The sequence below is a fragment of the uncultured Nostoc sp. genome, from assembly GCF_964247315.1.
Classification (GTDB): Bacteria; Cyanobacteriota; Cyanobacteriia; order Cyanobacteriales; family Nostocaceae; genus Nostoc.
On the sequence record NZ_CAXTTT010000052.1, the window covers coordinates 35,824 to 50,797 of the forward strand.

Sequence of the window (14,974 nt, forward strand, 5' to 3'; positions counted from 1 at the left end):
TTATTAGTCTAGACGGTAGAAAAACTTACAGCATTTCCGTCACAATGCTAAATAGATTGAGCGCCCGATATTGATTACTAAAAATTTTGGCAAATTCCTTAGAGTAAAAGGGTTGACTACGGTAAATAAATCCTTCAGCAATATTGTAACGGGTCAAATCAGAAAAGTTTTGAGCGATCGCCTCTTCTTGCTTCTCGTTTTGAGGAATCACAATAGTATAAAAAACCTCGGATATTTCGTCATACTTGAGATAACGACGAAACATTCCATTCAGTTCAATATTAATCAGTTTTTCTGGTTCGGAAATATTTTTATCAATCCTAATGAGTATGTTGATCAAGTCCTGTAATTGAATTATCTGTTCAGTTGGAGGAGAAGTTGCCAAGTAGTTCTCAACATCTTGCCGCAGCCGAATAAAGCTCATATCTGAATCATAGTTTTGTGACTGAAGCATATTCCAAGAAAATTCAATACTCCATTTCTTAGCGAACGTATCAATAAATTTTCGTTCCCGTTCATCTAGCCTTTCATCAATTAATGCAATCTGGCAGAGAATATCAATGATTGTTTTATGCTGAGGCGGTTTAAATAAAGCTATTGCTAAATCTCCAACTTCCTTTCGCTCTAAATTGAGAGATCGCTTCAGTAATGTGAAAAAGCCTTTATGACGTTCTCCAGGAACCCATAGTTCTATTCCCACTGAAATATTAAATGTCACGAGCAATAGATATAGAGCCTCTTGAATAAATCCCTGCCACTGGCCAACAAACAGATAATTTAATGTGAATACGCTACCTGGCACTATACTAACGAACATCGCCGCAATCGAAATACTCTCAGCAACCGCTTTATCATGCTTGCGCTTCCAGAGCTTGTTAGCCCGTAGATAAATGTCTGTAATCGTGAATCCAAGTGAAGCAAATGTCAAATAGAAAATTAGTTGCCTAAAGAATTCCATGTTTAAATAAGTTCCTTCTTACGATCGCCAGTAATAACATTTGTGAAATAACTAGTGAATAATAGCCACTAACTACTAACCTAAAATCAAGAGCAAGCGACTCTACAAGAGAAGCTTAGAGCTTGGCGGTTATGAATAGGTGCTTCAAATCTTCAATCAAGCTAGTAAAAAATTTACCTTCATCTACCTGCAACGCCACCCACGCATTTGCTGCTGTTTTCGTGGCAGGACGACTATCAATCAATGTCTGTCCTAGTGTCCACTGTCCCTTTGTTTCAACCCGAACTTTTGCTCTTTTCAGCATCAGGGTTTCTGGATAAAATAGGTATCCTAATGTTGCCGCATCATGAACAAGGAAACCTGAAATTCCTTCTGTCTCTCGATAATTCAAGGCTGTGCCAATCATGAACTCACAAAGATTTGTCAAGAACTGAGAAAGTTTACTCTCTGGATTCGCGTGAGTGACTACCACAGTCATATCTCGTGTGAAAATTAAGCGTCGGGTTACATCTAACGGCAGCACAACGATATCGTCTCGGCTATCAAATACTGTCTGAGCAGCTTCAGCATTAAACCAAATATTGAATTCGGCATGGGGAGTAACATTACCAGGACAGAAGAAAGCACCCCCCATAATCACAATTTCTTTGGCTTTTTTCAGGATGCCAGGACTTTTCATTTCCGCTGCTGCGAGGTTAGTCAAGGGTGCGATCGCTACAATGGTAATTTCCCCCGGAGCAGCGTTCAACTCATCGATAATCAGTTCATCGGAGTAAGAAGCATCCTCAAAAGTGTGTATGGCAGGGGGTAAAGTATGAGAAAGATTGCCCATCCCATCCGACCCATGAATATGGGTGGCATCTTCAATAATTTCTCTTTTTGCAAGGACACCGCGACCCACTTTAATGTGTGGGAATCCCGCTAAATTTAAAATCTGGCTAGCACTAGAGAACGTGCATTTAGCAGCAACATTGCCATCTGCGGAAGTAACAGCGACAAGTTCCGCGAGTCCTTGTTTGACCAAGCCCAGAAGCCACAGGAAGGTATAGATATCATCTCCACCTGGGTCGGTGTCGAGAATAATTTTGGGATGAGTAAGTTGAGTTGTCATCAAAAAAACTGCTCCAGTAAAGGATGATTGTATAAAAGTTTAATTGGGTATTAAGTCAGTCGGTGCGAATAAAGTTAAGTAGTTAGGGTCGTCAATTGTCAGTTATCAGTTTTCATTAGTAAGGGTTTCAGGCATATTTACATTTCGTAAGCTAGTGATGTTTATTTTCACCCACCTACTTATCAAAAGTTATTTTTCTAGGATTATCATATTAATTGCCACTTCATATAACTTCAAACAATTACATGAATGCCATCTATTTTTGTTTGTTATCAGATATTTTTAGTTAGTGCTTTACAGACTAGTTTTTGCGTCTGTTGCATGTCTCATTGACACCCTGTTTTCAAGTGGTGGTAGATAGCGTTGCATACACGAGCATATATTAGTTGTGCAACGATGTCTACTTGATTTAGCTGGTGGAATTAAGAGAGTCAGAATTAACCCTTCTGAGTTGCTAAGGTAGGTATAACAAGTCTTTCGAGCCATTATTTATATCTATAATACTGCTTATACAGGATTTTAGATTGCAATTTTAATTAATTAATCACCTTGAGATTGACTTTATAAATAGCCTCTTGCATAGTCAAAGTTATGATATTTATGACTTGACATTAATAGTAGTTAGTGTAACTGTATCTAAAACTGAGTTAAAGCAAGGGAAAATATATTACATTTATGTGATTGTTTAATTTTATAAAAAGGTGTTTTAATGATGAAATACAAGAAGTATTTGCAAAAGTTTATTTAAGAAAATCTTATTTAGTACTTCAATCTTTATTCCTTTATATTGAAACCTCTTAACTTTTGCAAATATCAGCTTATTCGGTTTGCTCCAAAATAAAAAGGAAAATCTATGAGTAAGCAAGCACGTTCTATAGCAATCCTAAATGAGTCGTGAAAAATATAGATAAAGAAACGAACCGCCAAGAACGCCAACTCTTGGAGAGGCTCCGCCAACGCGCAGCGTCTCTAAGAGTTGGACGCAAAGGGAAGAAAGAAGAAAGAGATATAGAATTTTCACAAATGATTTAGGACTGCTATATATTTACTGTTGATTTAGTTATCGTCATTGATACTAGTTTTGTAATTAAAAAAGCTACGAAACTTGAGTACGAAGAAAACCCAAGCGAAACACACGTAATTTCGGAAGTGCTTACTGAAGAATGATACTGATGAAATATCTGAAAATGAAACACTCAACCTTTTGCTATGAAAGAATTATCAGACTTGAGATACATTTGCTTTAGAAAAAAATCTTAGAACTAAACAGCCTATTTTTTGTTGGCAATCTAGACAAAATGGATAACGATCCCTCTCCTCTGCATGAGTTAATCTCTCATGTTTTATCCTCAGAGGAATCAAAATTACAGCAATCAAAGAGCTTATTGCCATTAGGTACGATGCAGTCCCTCAATGAACGCTTAATGGATCAACCTTTATTGGATTTTATTAATGCCACTCTTCGGGGAATTGGTCAGGTGATTTTTGTGAATAATCCTGTAAGCGGTTTACTATTTTTAATTGCCATGTTCATTCAAGCTCCTTGGTTGGGGACAATGAGCTTGTTGGGAACTGCGATCGCAACATTAACGGCAATTATCTTACAGAAACACTTGGCGAAAATTTTCCAGATTAATCGGGATGACATTCAAAATGGCATTTTTGGCCTGAATGGATTACTCACTGGGGCGACGATCGCATCGTTGGGGCTATTTGGCAATGGCACATGGAATCTAAATTGGGCGATCGCAGTGGTTGTATTCGCCTCTATTTCCACAGTATTAATGGAAACTGTGGGAGTCTGGTTTGCTAGTCAGTTCCGAGTAGCTCCGCTCGGTATTCCATATCATATTGCAGTGCTAAGTTTTGTAATTCTCGTGCTGTTTCTACCCCAAACTTTCTTCGATTTTGGGTCGTTACCGCCTGTTTCTTCTAATCAATTTAACGGTTTGCAACTGGCTCAATCGCTACCGCTCAGTGTTGGGCAGGTGTTTTTTTCTAATAGCTGGGTTGTAGGAATTTTGGTTATTCTGGGGATTGCCATTTGTACCCCGATTAGTGCCATTGTTGGCTTGTTAGGATGCATAGTGTACTTACTTGCAGGTTTGCTGCTGCAAGTGACTCCTGACGATTTGTATACTGGGCTATGGGGTTACAATGCTGTGCTGACAGCGATCGCCATTGGTGGAGTATTCTACACACCAAATCTATTCAGTATTTCTATTGCTCTGGGTTGTGCCTTTCTCGCATCGCTAGTTAGTTGGGGCTTGGCAGCTTTGTTTGCTCCGCTAAAATTGCCCGTACTGGCGCTGCCCTTTGCGATTGTAACCATTGGCTGTTTTCTGATTTTACGGCGATCGCTACCCTCGCTCGTACCAGTAGCACTGCATACAGTTGCCAGTCCCGAAGAACATCGGCAACGGTTTTTAGTGGCAAAGCGGATTATTTCTAACTTTCGTCGTCACCTTGCAGCCGCGATCCAAAGCAAGCCGCGCCAACTGCTGTTTAAACAAGCGTCTTCTACCTTTAAAGGAGACTTGCGCTATATCTTCGATGCCATCGACCAAGACCAGAGTGGGCATCTCTGTATTGAAGAATTAACCAATCATTTAAACCAGGCAGGAAAGGGGTTGTCGGATAACGAAATCACGCTGTTATTCACAAGTATGGATAGCGATCGCAGCAACACAATCGACTTTGAAGAATTCGGTGAGTTAATGCTGCGCCATCGTCAGTTGATGGCAGAATACAACGATTTTCTTACTTATTTTTTACCAATAGATGCTGATGAAGACAATATCATCAGCCTTGATGAAATGAATATTGCAATGGCAAGCGTGGGAGAATCGCCACTGACAAAAGATGAAATTACATTTTTACGCGATCGCACAGGAGGGCAACTATTGACTTGGAATCAATTTATTGAAGCGATACTAGTGATTTAAAGAGCGATGTCTACGACGGGCTACGCCTACGCAGCTTAAGCATTTTCAAGAGAACAACTCAATGTGTTTAATTTTATTAGTACAGAGAATTTTTCTATGTGGCATCTTAGCTCTGAATTGTTGACATTTTATTTTATTCCTCATGGACATTGCTATCTTTGGAAACCCGGTTTAGTTTCGCTACACGTCATCTCTGACGCACTAATTGCCTTATCTTATTACTCTATTCCCATTACACTCTTCTACTTCGTTAACAAGCGTAAGGATTTGCCTTTTAATTGGATTTTTCTACTGTTTAGTGGATTTATCGTAGCTTGTGGCACTACTCACATCATGGAGATTTGGACGCTTTGGTTTCCAACTTATTGGGTATCAGGATTAATCAAAGCGCTAACAGCAATAATATCTGTATTTACAGCTGTACAACTTATTCCCTTAGTTCCACAAGCTTTAGCACTTCCTAGCCCAGCTGAATTAGAACGAGCAAATCAGGAAATCAAACTTTTAAATGAAAAACTCACAGCCGAAAATCTCCGAATGGGTGCTGAACTAGAAGTAACTAAACGGTTGCAACAGATGATTCTGCCCCAACCGGAAGAATTAGAAATTGAAGGACTCGACATTGCTGGATACATGGAACCCGCCGATGAAGTCGGTGGTGACTACTACGATGTACTACACACCGATGGAGTCACTACCCTTGGTATTGGTGACGTGACTGGACACGGACTAGAAAGCGGAATTCTGATGGTAATGACTCAAACTGCCGTGCGAACCCTCAAAGAGGTACGTGAGTATGACCCGGTGAAGTTCCTCGATGCTCTCAACCGCACTATATACAAAAATGTGCAACGGATGAACTCGGAAAAGAATTTGACGCTGGCTGTACTGAATTATTCAGAGGGCAACTTAAGCATTAGTGGACAGCATGAAGAGACCCTGATTGTCAGGAGTGACGGAAAAATCGAACGTATCGACACAATGGATCTCGGCTTTCCGATTGGACTCGATGATGACATTGCCAGTCTTATTAGTCATGCAACAGTAAAGTTACAGCCTGGAGAAGGCGTTGTTCTTTACACTGATGGTATTCCAGAAGCCTATGATATCGACAAGAAACAATATGGTGTGGAACAACTGTGTGTAGCAATTAGCCAGAATTGGCAGAACTCAGCACAGGTGATTAAAGATGCCGTAATTACCGATGTCAGGCGACACATTGGTAAGCAAAAAGTATTTGATGACATTACCTTACTTGTGCTGAAGCGAGAAGCTGAACAGCCTGATTTGGTGAGCTAGCGCGTTGCGGGGGTTCCCCCCGTTGTAGCGACTAGCGAACCCGTAAGGGAAAAAGCGTAGACATAACCTAAATTTAGGAACCCTTATCAACACGAAACTCAATTACAACTAGAACTGGAAAAACGATGGCACAGATTTTTGGCGATTTCATCGAACAATTTCCTCCCGAACACGACTCACTCGAACTCACATTTACCCCAGATTCTCGCCCAATTAAACAGCGCTGGCGTAACAACCGCCTATCGGCTCACTTTCTTGCTGACTATTTCTCCAACTTTCTGCCAATTGATGAAGACGATCCAACTCATGCACGACAGCTTAAAGAGACACAAGCTGCTGTGGTTTTCGTGGCAAACGAACTGTTAGAAAATGCCATGAAATTCAACGATGCAACCACTCACTCTAAAGTGAGATTTGGGATTCATTTTGTAGAGGAGGAGCAGACCACGGCTGTCCTTTTTGCCACAAATAGCATTAGTGCGGCAGGTGTTGATAAATTTCAGGCATTTATTCAAGAACTACTAGTTTCTGACCCCAACGAACTTTATGTTCAGCAAGTTGAAAAAAGTGCAGAGGAAAATAGTGAAGCATCAGGTTTGGGATTTTTAACCATGATCAATGATTACTCTGCACGGCTAGGCTGGAAGTTTGATGTGGTTCAAGAAATGCCCAATACGATCGCGGTCACGGCAATGGCGCTTTTGCCAGTCTAAAGCTTGTTCTTAATAATGATCAGGACTTACGCAAAAATCGCCAAAAGGCTTAATTTATCGAACCGCCAAGTCGCCAAGAGCGCTGAGAATTCGTAGAGTGTGCGTAAGTCCTAATGATGTTCAAATTGTTGATAAAGATAATCCAAGATGATTGCAATGCAAGATGTTAAAGGCGAGGACTACACCGTACATGTTGAACCTGATACTTCAACTGTTCACTTCCAAGGGGAACTCAGTTTAGGTGGTCCTACAGAGTACGCTCCGATTGCCGATCTCTTAAATAAAGTGGTAGAGACCGAGCCAAATACGATGACTCTGGATCTGAGAAATCTGGGATTTCTAAATAGTTCTGGCATTAGTATGTTGTCCAAATTTGTGCTAAGTGTGCGGAAGAAGAAAGGCGTTCAGTTAGTTGTCCTGGGGTCAAATGATATGCCCTGGCAAGGGAAATCTTTGAAGAACTTGGAGAAACTGCTGCCCGGACTCAAGCTAGACATTCAGTAAGGTTTACATTTTATCCTTGCACCACTACACACAGTCAAAGCCAATGCTGTCTTTGCCAAACATCGTTGGTAAATTGACTTAAAAACAAGGCAATAACACTATTGCCAATTAGCGAGTTTGTTCTTAATGATTATGTTCAAATTGTTGCTTAAAGTAACCCAACATGGTAGCAATGCAAGACGTTAAAGGCGAGGATTACACCGTATACGTTGAACCTGACACTTCAACGGTTCTCTTCCAAGGGGAACTCTGTTTGGGTGGGTCTACAGAGTACGCTCCGATTGCCAATCTCTTAAATAAAGTGATAGAGACCAAGCCAAATACGATGACTTTGGATCTGAGAAAACTGGAATTTGTAAATAGTTCCGGCATTAGTATGTTCTACAAATTTGTGCTGAGTATGCAGAAGAAAAAAGGCGTTCAGTTAGTCGTGCTGGGGTCAAATGATATGCCCTGGCAAGGGAAATCTTTGAAGAACTTGGAGAAACTGCTACCCGGACTCAAACTAGACATTCAGTAGGGTTTACACCCCATCCTTGTACCACTCCACACAGTCAAAGCCAATGTTGTCTTTGCCAAACATCGTTGGTAAATGGACTTAAAAATAATGCTCAAAGAACTTTTACCATTTCAAGCCAATACCTGGAGTTTCTTCCTAAGTAGCGTAGTGCTGACGATCGCCGGTACAATACTCCTCTACATCATTTTATTTTATATTCTGCGTTCAATCTTTCGTAAATTTGAACGAGATATCGCCCTGGTGACGCTGAACGTGTCTGCGTATCCAGTTCTGATGATTTTTATTCTAGGCGTTCTTAAACTTACCTTCCATCAGTTGCCCTCCGTGAAGCTGATTGACGGTATTGAAAATTTATTGGCAGCTGGTTTAATTGTTTCGATTAGTTACTGGCTCGTTCAACTATTTACTCAGGTTTTCATTTACTACCTGCGGGGGTATACCCAGGAAACTGAATCGATGTGGGATGATGTGCTTTTGCCCCTGCTGGAAGCAGTTGTTCCCGTCATCGTTTTCACGCTAACCACTGTTTTTGTGCTGAAATCCTTTGGCGTGGATCTAACTGGAATTTGGGTGGCTTTGGGTGGGGCAACTTTTGTAATTGGCTTTGCAGCTCAAGGAATTTTAGCTAACTTTTTTAGTGGAGTTGTATTACTGATTGATACTCCCTTTCAGTTTGGCGATGTGTTGCTGCTGGAGAATGGCTCTATTGCTATGCTGCAAAAAATTGGAGTGCGAGTGACTCAACTGTATATACCATCTAAGCATTGTAATATTTACATTCCCAACAGCACACTGCAAAGTCAAAACATTACAAATCTCAGCCGTCCGACCTCGTACTACCATTACTCTACTGACATGAAACTGCCGATCGCGTTGAATGTCCAAGAGGCGAAGCATGTGATGGTAGAGGTTATCCAGGCTCATCCCGATACTCTAGGTGATATTGATCTGAAATTAGCACAAATTGACTGCTACTATCAGTTAAAAGGATTAGAAAACCAACAGAAAATTGGCAAATTGCGTCTGCTTGCCGAGCAGGAAGTGAACTTTAAATTAGAAGAAATTACACCTGCACTTGAGGCACTTGTCGTCACCTTGCAGTTTGCTGAAAAAGGTGGTATGACCAACGAGGAAATTGAAAATGTACAACAAGAGTATCGAGAAATTTTAAGTGCGATCGGTTTAGAAGTTGTCACCGAAATCTACGGCAATCGTTCAGTTTTTACACTTAAAGAGAATCGTTCTAAAGATAGCTTGATTGAACTGATCCGAAATTGGTATCGGATTTACATTCGGGATTTTCATCTTTTAGATAATGATAGCAGCATTCTAACTGAAGAATGGGAACGCAAAATCAATTTATTAAAGCGGAGAGTACAGCGTTTATATCAAAAAATTTCTAATCCTCAAAGTGAAGAAACCCGATTAGATGACTATGTAATGGAACTGAACCGATGGTTACGAGAACGATTTAAAGAACCCCGACAAAAGTGGCAGGAGCCACAAGTTTTAATCAAAGGAATCGAAAATAGTGACGCGATAACTTACGTTCAGTTCAACCTGAATTTCTTTGTTGATGATATCAGGCTAGAAAACGGTCGTCGGGGCGATCGCGTCAGCAGCCAAATTTATGAAGAGGTTGTGCGATACCTCAAGCAGAGCGCCACCGAAGTAATAGAATCAAACGCAACTATCACTCTTCAAGGCGAGAATACTAATTCGTAATACTTGCATGAATGTGAGAAGCAAGCTACGGAATTCGTAATTCAATACGCTTGGGTTAAGGCTAAAACTCTTTGTTAAAGTCAATTTTTTTAACTAACTGCCAAGGACGCAAAGAGAAGAAAGAAATGCTTAACTGAACTGTATTGATTCGTAATTAAGAAAGTCGGATTTTAGAGAAGTGGTTTGATTATCAAATAAATTTTCAGGTATTTAACTCTCAATTCATATTAGACATTAATTCACACTTTCACCATGATTACCTCTAACTTTCAACCGAAACCAACGCTTGATGCTGCACAGCGTACTCTGATGGCTGAAGCTTTGCAAGTTGCTCGTCATATAGCAAATGGCAGTGGAGATGCTCATTCACAACAGCGATGGCAGCAACGGCTTTATGAATTACAAGCAACATTACAAGGATTTGCCCATCCAATTTGTCGTGAGGATTGTCCAGTAGAAAATATCCCCGTCAATGTTCGTCAAGCGTTTGCTGAAGCGATCGCCTTACTCAAGCACTACTACGAGGTGGGGGGTGCAGTTTGGCAGGGAACTGTATCATCTACCACATTAAGCCAGTACAAAGTTGAAGCAACACCAGCTGAGTCATTCACATTTGCCATTCCGCAATTGTGCCAGCAGTTTCAGTTAGCAACTGAAGTTCAGGAACAAATGACGACACTGTTGCAGACGGTCGATTATAAGGTCGTTCAGCAGAAGCAGATCGTTCAGGCAGCCCTGACGAATGTCGGTTTATTACCTAACTTAAAAAGTGCGCCGCCTGCTGCACCGCTAGTTTTATTTCAACATTTGTTTGGAGATGTTCCCATTCCAGTTGAGGCGATCGCAGTTCTGTTCACAGAGACTCAGATTTACTTTTGTATTGATTATTCTGACAATCAACTGCGTGATTCAGCTTTGTGGGAACAGCTATCAGAGATTGAGAGCGAACGAATCCAACAGTTTTTAGAATCCCTTGGTAACTTTAAGTTTGAACAATTCCGTCACTTTCCCTCGTTTAGCTTTAGCGATCCGGCAAGCATTGATGCTGCTTGGAGCTATCGTTTGGCTCAAGCAACTAATTTAAGCCAACCGCAAATTCTCCAAACCCTCAGTCATTCAGTGAGTATTCTGCCTACGAAAGATGCTGAAAAGTATTTACTGCATGACATCTGGGGACATAACTGGCAGTCCATGCTGACTCAGTTTCGGGGCGACTATCAAATATTGGCAAGCTGTAGCGATCCACTACGACCGGCTGAGACTGCCTATACCGACTATGGGCCGTTGACCTGCCGAGAAATTTTTCAACGCCAGGGTGAACAAGTATCCGTTGAGCCAGAACGAGCAAGGCTGTTTTTTCAAGGAGAGGTACGGCAACGCTTGGGGCTAATGTTTACCCATTTAATCGGTGAAATGGTTGCAGATGTTGCAGAGTTCAAATTCATCTGGGATCGTCCGGAATTGAGCGAACAACTTCCATGTTCCTCCTCACTCAAAGAAAACCCAACGAAACTAGATTTTGCATTTGCAGATTTAGACTTTTTATTTTTGCGGGTACTGCAACCATTGTTAGATGTCAAGCTATCGAGCTTTGAAGAATCAATCTTGGAACAAGAGTTGCTAGCAGAATGGGGCAGGTTGGGAGAGTCTATCCAGTCACTAGAGGCGCGAGTCAGTTTGAAGCAAGCGATCGCCCAACTTTACCAAATTTTCTTTGAGGAGTATTGGCTGACCTGTTTGCCGACAATCACAGGCAATACCAGCATCTATGCCGATGTAATTGCTAATTTGGTTCACCTGCAAAACGTGATCAATACTCTGTTTACAGACGTTAGCTTACATACTTTAGCTGATGTTCCATTTCAAACCTTGTTACTCCTATTTATGGGGTGCTATTGCAGTGGCGATAGTTATGAAGAGTTCTGGCAAGTTGACGATGCGATCGCACAATACTTTATTCCCTGCTATCGTCAGCTAAGTCAGTTGATTAACAACTAAAAAAAATAGGGAATTTCAGTAGACCGAAAAGTTTTGCGATCTCTTTTTAGGAAAAACTTTTTGGTTTACTGGTTAATGTAATCATGTACATTTTTTGTGTAGATTGGGTGTGGCGAATGCTCCCAAACAATATTCCTAAATGGAAAACTGTGTATCATTACGAACGGGAAAAATTCTAATATCCATTTCTATAGGTAATATATCTGCCTAATCCCATGAAAACTTCGGGACTGTCAAATTCTGACTTTGGTCGCCTCCAGCAGCTTAACGCTGGCATAAATAGCATCAATATAAGGTGTGGGAATTTGAGTAAGTTTTCCCAATTCTGCCACCGCGCCAACAATAGCATCTATCTCCGTAGCACGTCCGGCTTCAATATCTTGTAGCATCGAGGTTTTATGGGCACCAACATTTTCTGCTCCATTAATTCGTTGTTCTAAAGTAATGCCAAACTTTATACCCAAGTTTTCTGCGATCGCTTGGGTTTCACTCATCATTTGCCGCGCTAGTTCGCGGGTGAGAGGATAGCGACAAATATCCTCCAAAGTTGCACCAGTCAGGGCACTAATCGGATTAAATGCCACATTTCCCCACAACTTGATCCAAATTTCCGTGCGAATTTGATTGCGGATTGGTGCTTTAAATCCTGCTTGTTTTAAAGTCTGTGCCAATAATTGGATGCGTTCTGTTTTAGTGCCGTCGATTTCACCGAGAGTAAAGCGATCGCCTTCAATATGTTTAATTACACCTGGTTCAATTATCTCAGTTGCCGGGTAAACCACACAACCAATAGCACGTTCAGCACCGATACTAGCTTCAATAATCCCATCTGGATCGACAGATTGAATCCGCGTACCTTCATACTCACCGCCATGCTGACGAAAGTACCACCAAGGGACGCCATTTTGGGCTGTCACCACCATTGTGTGAGCATCGTAGAGTGCTGGGAGAAAAGGTGCGATCGCAGGTACACTGTGAGCCTTCACAGTTAAAATTACTACATCCTGTGTCCCTGCTGACTGGATATCACTCGTTGCCATTGGAGTAACAATTTGGCTGGAACCGTCTGCCATAAGTAACTTCAGCCCATTTGTTTGAATTGCCTCCAAATGAGAACCACGAGCAATCAGCGTCACTGCTTCACCTGCTAGTGCCAGTTTTGCCCCTAAATATCCACCAATTGCACCCGCGCCAACAATACAGATTTTCATGTTGTCAAAAGAATATGAGTCGTGGAAGACGGTATCTAGTACCGCAAGGCAGAAGTCAAAAATCAAAAATCAAAAGTCAAAAGTTTTATGGAATAAGCTCTAAAAAGCTTTTCAATGGTCTGCTTATTTACGCCGTGCTGTATTAGTCGCTTTTACCCTCAGCAAAAAGCAGGATGAGATTTGTAGAAAGTAGCATTATCTGAATTAATTATCTATTAGGGTTGGCGGTACTGTACTTCGTGGTTGAATTCATCTTGGTTAGACTCAATATTTTGAAAAAATGTCGATCTGACAAATCCCAAATTATGTAGTAAGGCAATAGAACGGTGATTTTCTACATCAACATCAGCGCGAAAATCAAGATTTTGGTATGTCTCAACTAAATAATTAATCATACACTTCACGGCTTCGATCGCATAACCTTTTCCCCAGAAATTAGGGAAAAACACATATCCAAGCATTGCACTATTATCTATAGTAATTGTTGCTTGAACATATCCAACGTAGCATTTCTCTACAAGAGACCAGACAGCCCAGTTTAACCAAATCTCCGTTCCATTTGGTGATTGACGACGTGCCAAAACCATGTAGTGATCGCGAAGTGATTGAACGCTTTCTGGCGGCACATCTTCAATAAACTTGTATATACTCGCACTCTGTAATCCATCAAAAAGCAGTTCGGCATGATATGGTTCTAGTGGTTCTAAACAGAGTCGTTGAGAGTACATTTTCATTGGCAATCTAGACCGAATACCTTGGACTAACTCATCTTCAACATCAACCTGTAGATGCAACAGTACCCGATATTGATTAACCCTTAAACAGCTAGGCTTTGCATCGCTGACAGCAGGTCTTGATGGACAGATTTTGAAGCAGCAACGATCAATCCAGGCAGACTATAGTTTTGACAAGTATGCAGTGCTGGTAAAGTCGAACCGTCCAGAGTAGTTACAATCCAGCCAGCCTCTTTTGCAATAAAAGCGAGTGCAGCACTATCAAGAAATTTGCCCGATTTGATGACTGCTCCACTCAAGTCGCCACTGAGAATACCATTGAGATTGGGAATTTGAATATCACTAGAGTAATCAGTTGCTATATCGATTACTTGATATCGATCTTTTAATAAATGTGCGATAGAATTCATTCCCCATCCCAACAAAATAGCAGGTTTAAAAGATGTTATATGTAACGGGGCACAGGCTGCTAAGTTCATCTCCAGTGTCCCTTTAAAAGCACCTTCACCTCGGAGGGCATAAAAATAAATGTTTTGGGCAGGAGAAATGGCAATTACTGCTTCAAAGTCATCCGAATTTAGAATACTGAGAATAATTTGGTAATTAGAATGTCCATCCATGTAAAACTTCGTGCCATCAATCGGGTCAAGTGTGACTAAGTAATCACCTTGCGATCCGAGGTCGGTAGCACGAAAATATTTAGTGTTGTTAGAACTTTCATATTCTTCACCATAAAAGCGAATATCTGAGAAAGTGCCTAGTAATACTACTTCTACCAGATTTTGAATAGCCACATCTGCATCAGTAAGTGCAGCACTAAAAAAGTTGTTTGCTTGTTCTTTGGCAGGAAGTGCAGCAATTTTTGGTTGTAGAAAATGGGCATAGGCTGCTGCTACTTTGAGATGGGGGAGTAAAGTCTCTAAAATTAATCGAGTAGTTGGGGTTGTGGACATTACAGCAAACTCCTTTTAGAAATAATCTCCCGTTGGCAGGGCGATAGAATTCTATATCTAGACAAAATTACGGTATCATTTGGATGCAATAATACCACCGTTGCTATATTACTTTAATCTGTATATCTCAAAGAGCCTATAGAGAAATCGCACGTTTTCTCATAAATTTAAGGGTTTAAGACCGAACGTCAAGACTTAGTACAGCATTTCATTAATTCATAGCGAATTAATGAAAGGCAATATCCTACAATGCCAATGCGTTAACTTGGATTGTTAATGCGTCGGCTTGGATTGTTAATGCGT

12 protein-coding genes are annotated in these 14,974 nt (G+C 40.9%); 7 read left to right on the forward strand and 5 right to left on the reverse strand.

All coding sequences use genetic code 11. The features are described from left to right. Positions 1 to 25 precede the first annotated feature (25 nt). Together ACFE93_RS16940 and ACFE93_RS16945 are read right to left on the reverse strand one after the other, a co-directional pair. Positions 26 to 958 (reverse strand): hypothetical protein, encoded by a 933-nt coding sequence (locus ACFE93_RS16940; protein WP_375474391.1) that lies wholly within the window; start codon positions 956 to 958, stop codon positions 26 to 28. Positions 959 to 1,073: 115 nt separating this feature from the next. After that, the gene (locus tag ACFE93_RS16945; protein WP_375474393.1) at positions 1,074 to 2,069 is read right to left on the reverse strand and encodes a nucleoside hydrolase; all 996 of its coding nucleotides are present in this window, start codon (positions 2,067 to 2,069) and stop codon (positions 1,074 to 1,076) included. Between the two features lie 1,298 nt (positions 2,070 to 3,367). Here ACFE93_RS16945 and ACFE93_RS16950 point away from each other — a divergent pair. From ACFE93_RS16950 to ACFE93_RS16980, 7 genes are all read left to right on the forward strand, one after another. Further along, complete coding sequence (locus ACFE93_RS16950) at positions 3,368 to 5,014, forward strand: urea transporter (RefSeq protein ID WP_375474395.1); 1,647 nt, start codon at positions 3,368 to 3,370, stop codon at positions 5,012 to 5,014. A 96-nt stretch (positions 5,015 to 5,110) separates the two neighbouring features. Continuing rightward, entirely contained in the window at positions 5,111 to 6,313 is a 1,203-nt protein-coding gene (locus ACFE93_RS16955) for a PP2C family protein-serine/threonine phosphatase (protein WP_375474397.1), read from the forward strand. 125 nt (positions 6,314 to 6,438) lie between these two features. Beyond that, the gene (locus tag ACFE93_RS16960; RefSeq protein ID WP_375474399.1) at positions 6,439 to 7,026 is read left to right on the forward strand and encodes a DUF6272 family protein; all 588 of its coding nucleotides are present in this window, start codon (positions 6,439 to 6,441) and stop codon (positions 7,024 to 7,026) included. A gap of 147 nt (positions 7,027 to 7,173) precedes the next feature. Continuing rightward, a complete protein-coding gene (locus ACFE93_RS16965) occupies positions 7,174 to 7,530 on the forward strand; it encodes an STAS domain-containing protein (RefSeq protein ID WP_375474401.1) in 357 nt (118 codons plus the stop codon). Positions 7,531 to 7,702: 172 nt separating this feature from the next. Further along, positions 7,703 to 8,050, forward strand: a complete 348-nt coding sequence (locus ACFE93_RS16970) for an STAS domain-containing protein (RefSeq protein WP_375474403.1) — start codon at positions 7,703 to 7,705, stop codon at positions 8,048 to 8,050. 72 nt (positions 8,051 to 8,122) lie between these two features. Next, positions 8,123 to 9,775 carry a mechanosensitive ion channel family protein gene (locus ACFE93_RS16975; RefSeq protein WP_375474405.1) on the forward strand — a complete coding sequence of 551 codons (1,653 nt, stop codon included), beginning with the start codon at positions 8,123 to 8,125 and terminating at the stop codon, positions 9,773 to 9,775. A gap of 252 nt (positions 9,776 to 10,027) precedes the next feature. Continuing rightward, the gene (locus tag ACFE93_RS16980; protein WP_375474407.1) at positions 10,028 to 11,773 is read left to right on the forward strand and encodes a hypothetical protein; all 1,746 of its coding nucleotides are present in this window, start codon (positions 10,028 to 10,030) and stop codon (positions 11,771 to 11,773) included. Positions 11,774 to 12,006: 233 nt separating this feature from the next. On the opposite strand, the gene ACFE93_RS16985 is transcribed toward ACFE93_RS16980, so the two are convergent. From ACFE93_RS16985 to ACFE93_RS16995, 3 genes are all read right to left on the reverse strand, one after another. Then, positions 12,007 to 12,984 (reverse strand): 2-dehydropantoate 2-reductase, encoded by a 978-nt coding sequence (locus tag ACFE93_RS16985; RefSeq protein WP_375474409.1) that lies wholly within the window; start codon positions 12,982 to 12,984, stop codon positions 12,007 to 12,009. Positions 12,985 to 13,199: 215 nt separating this feature from the next. Beyond that, positions 13,200 to 13,778: a GNAT family N-acetyltransferase gene (locus tag ACFE93_RS16990; protein WP_375474411.1), complete on the reverse strand. Its 579-nt coding sequence runs from the start codon at positions 13,776 to 13,778 to the stop codon at positions 13,200 to 13,202. Positions 13,779 to 13,801: 23 nt separating this feature from the next. Then, complete coding sequence (locus ACFE93_RS16995; protein WP_375474413.1) at positions 13,802 to 14,671, reverse strand: inositol monophosphatase family protein; 870 nt, start codon at positions 14,669 to 14,671, stop codon at positions 13,802 to 13,804. Between the last annotated feature and the right edge of the window lie 303 nt (positions 14,672 to 14,974).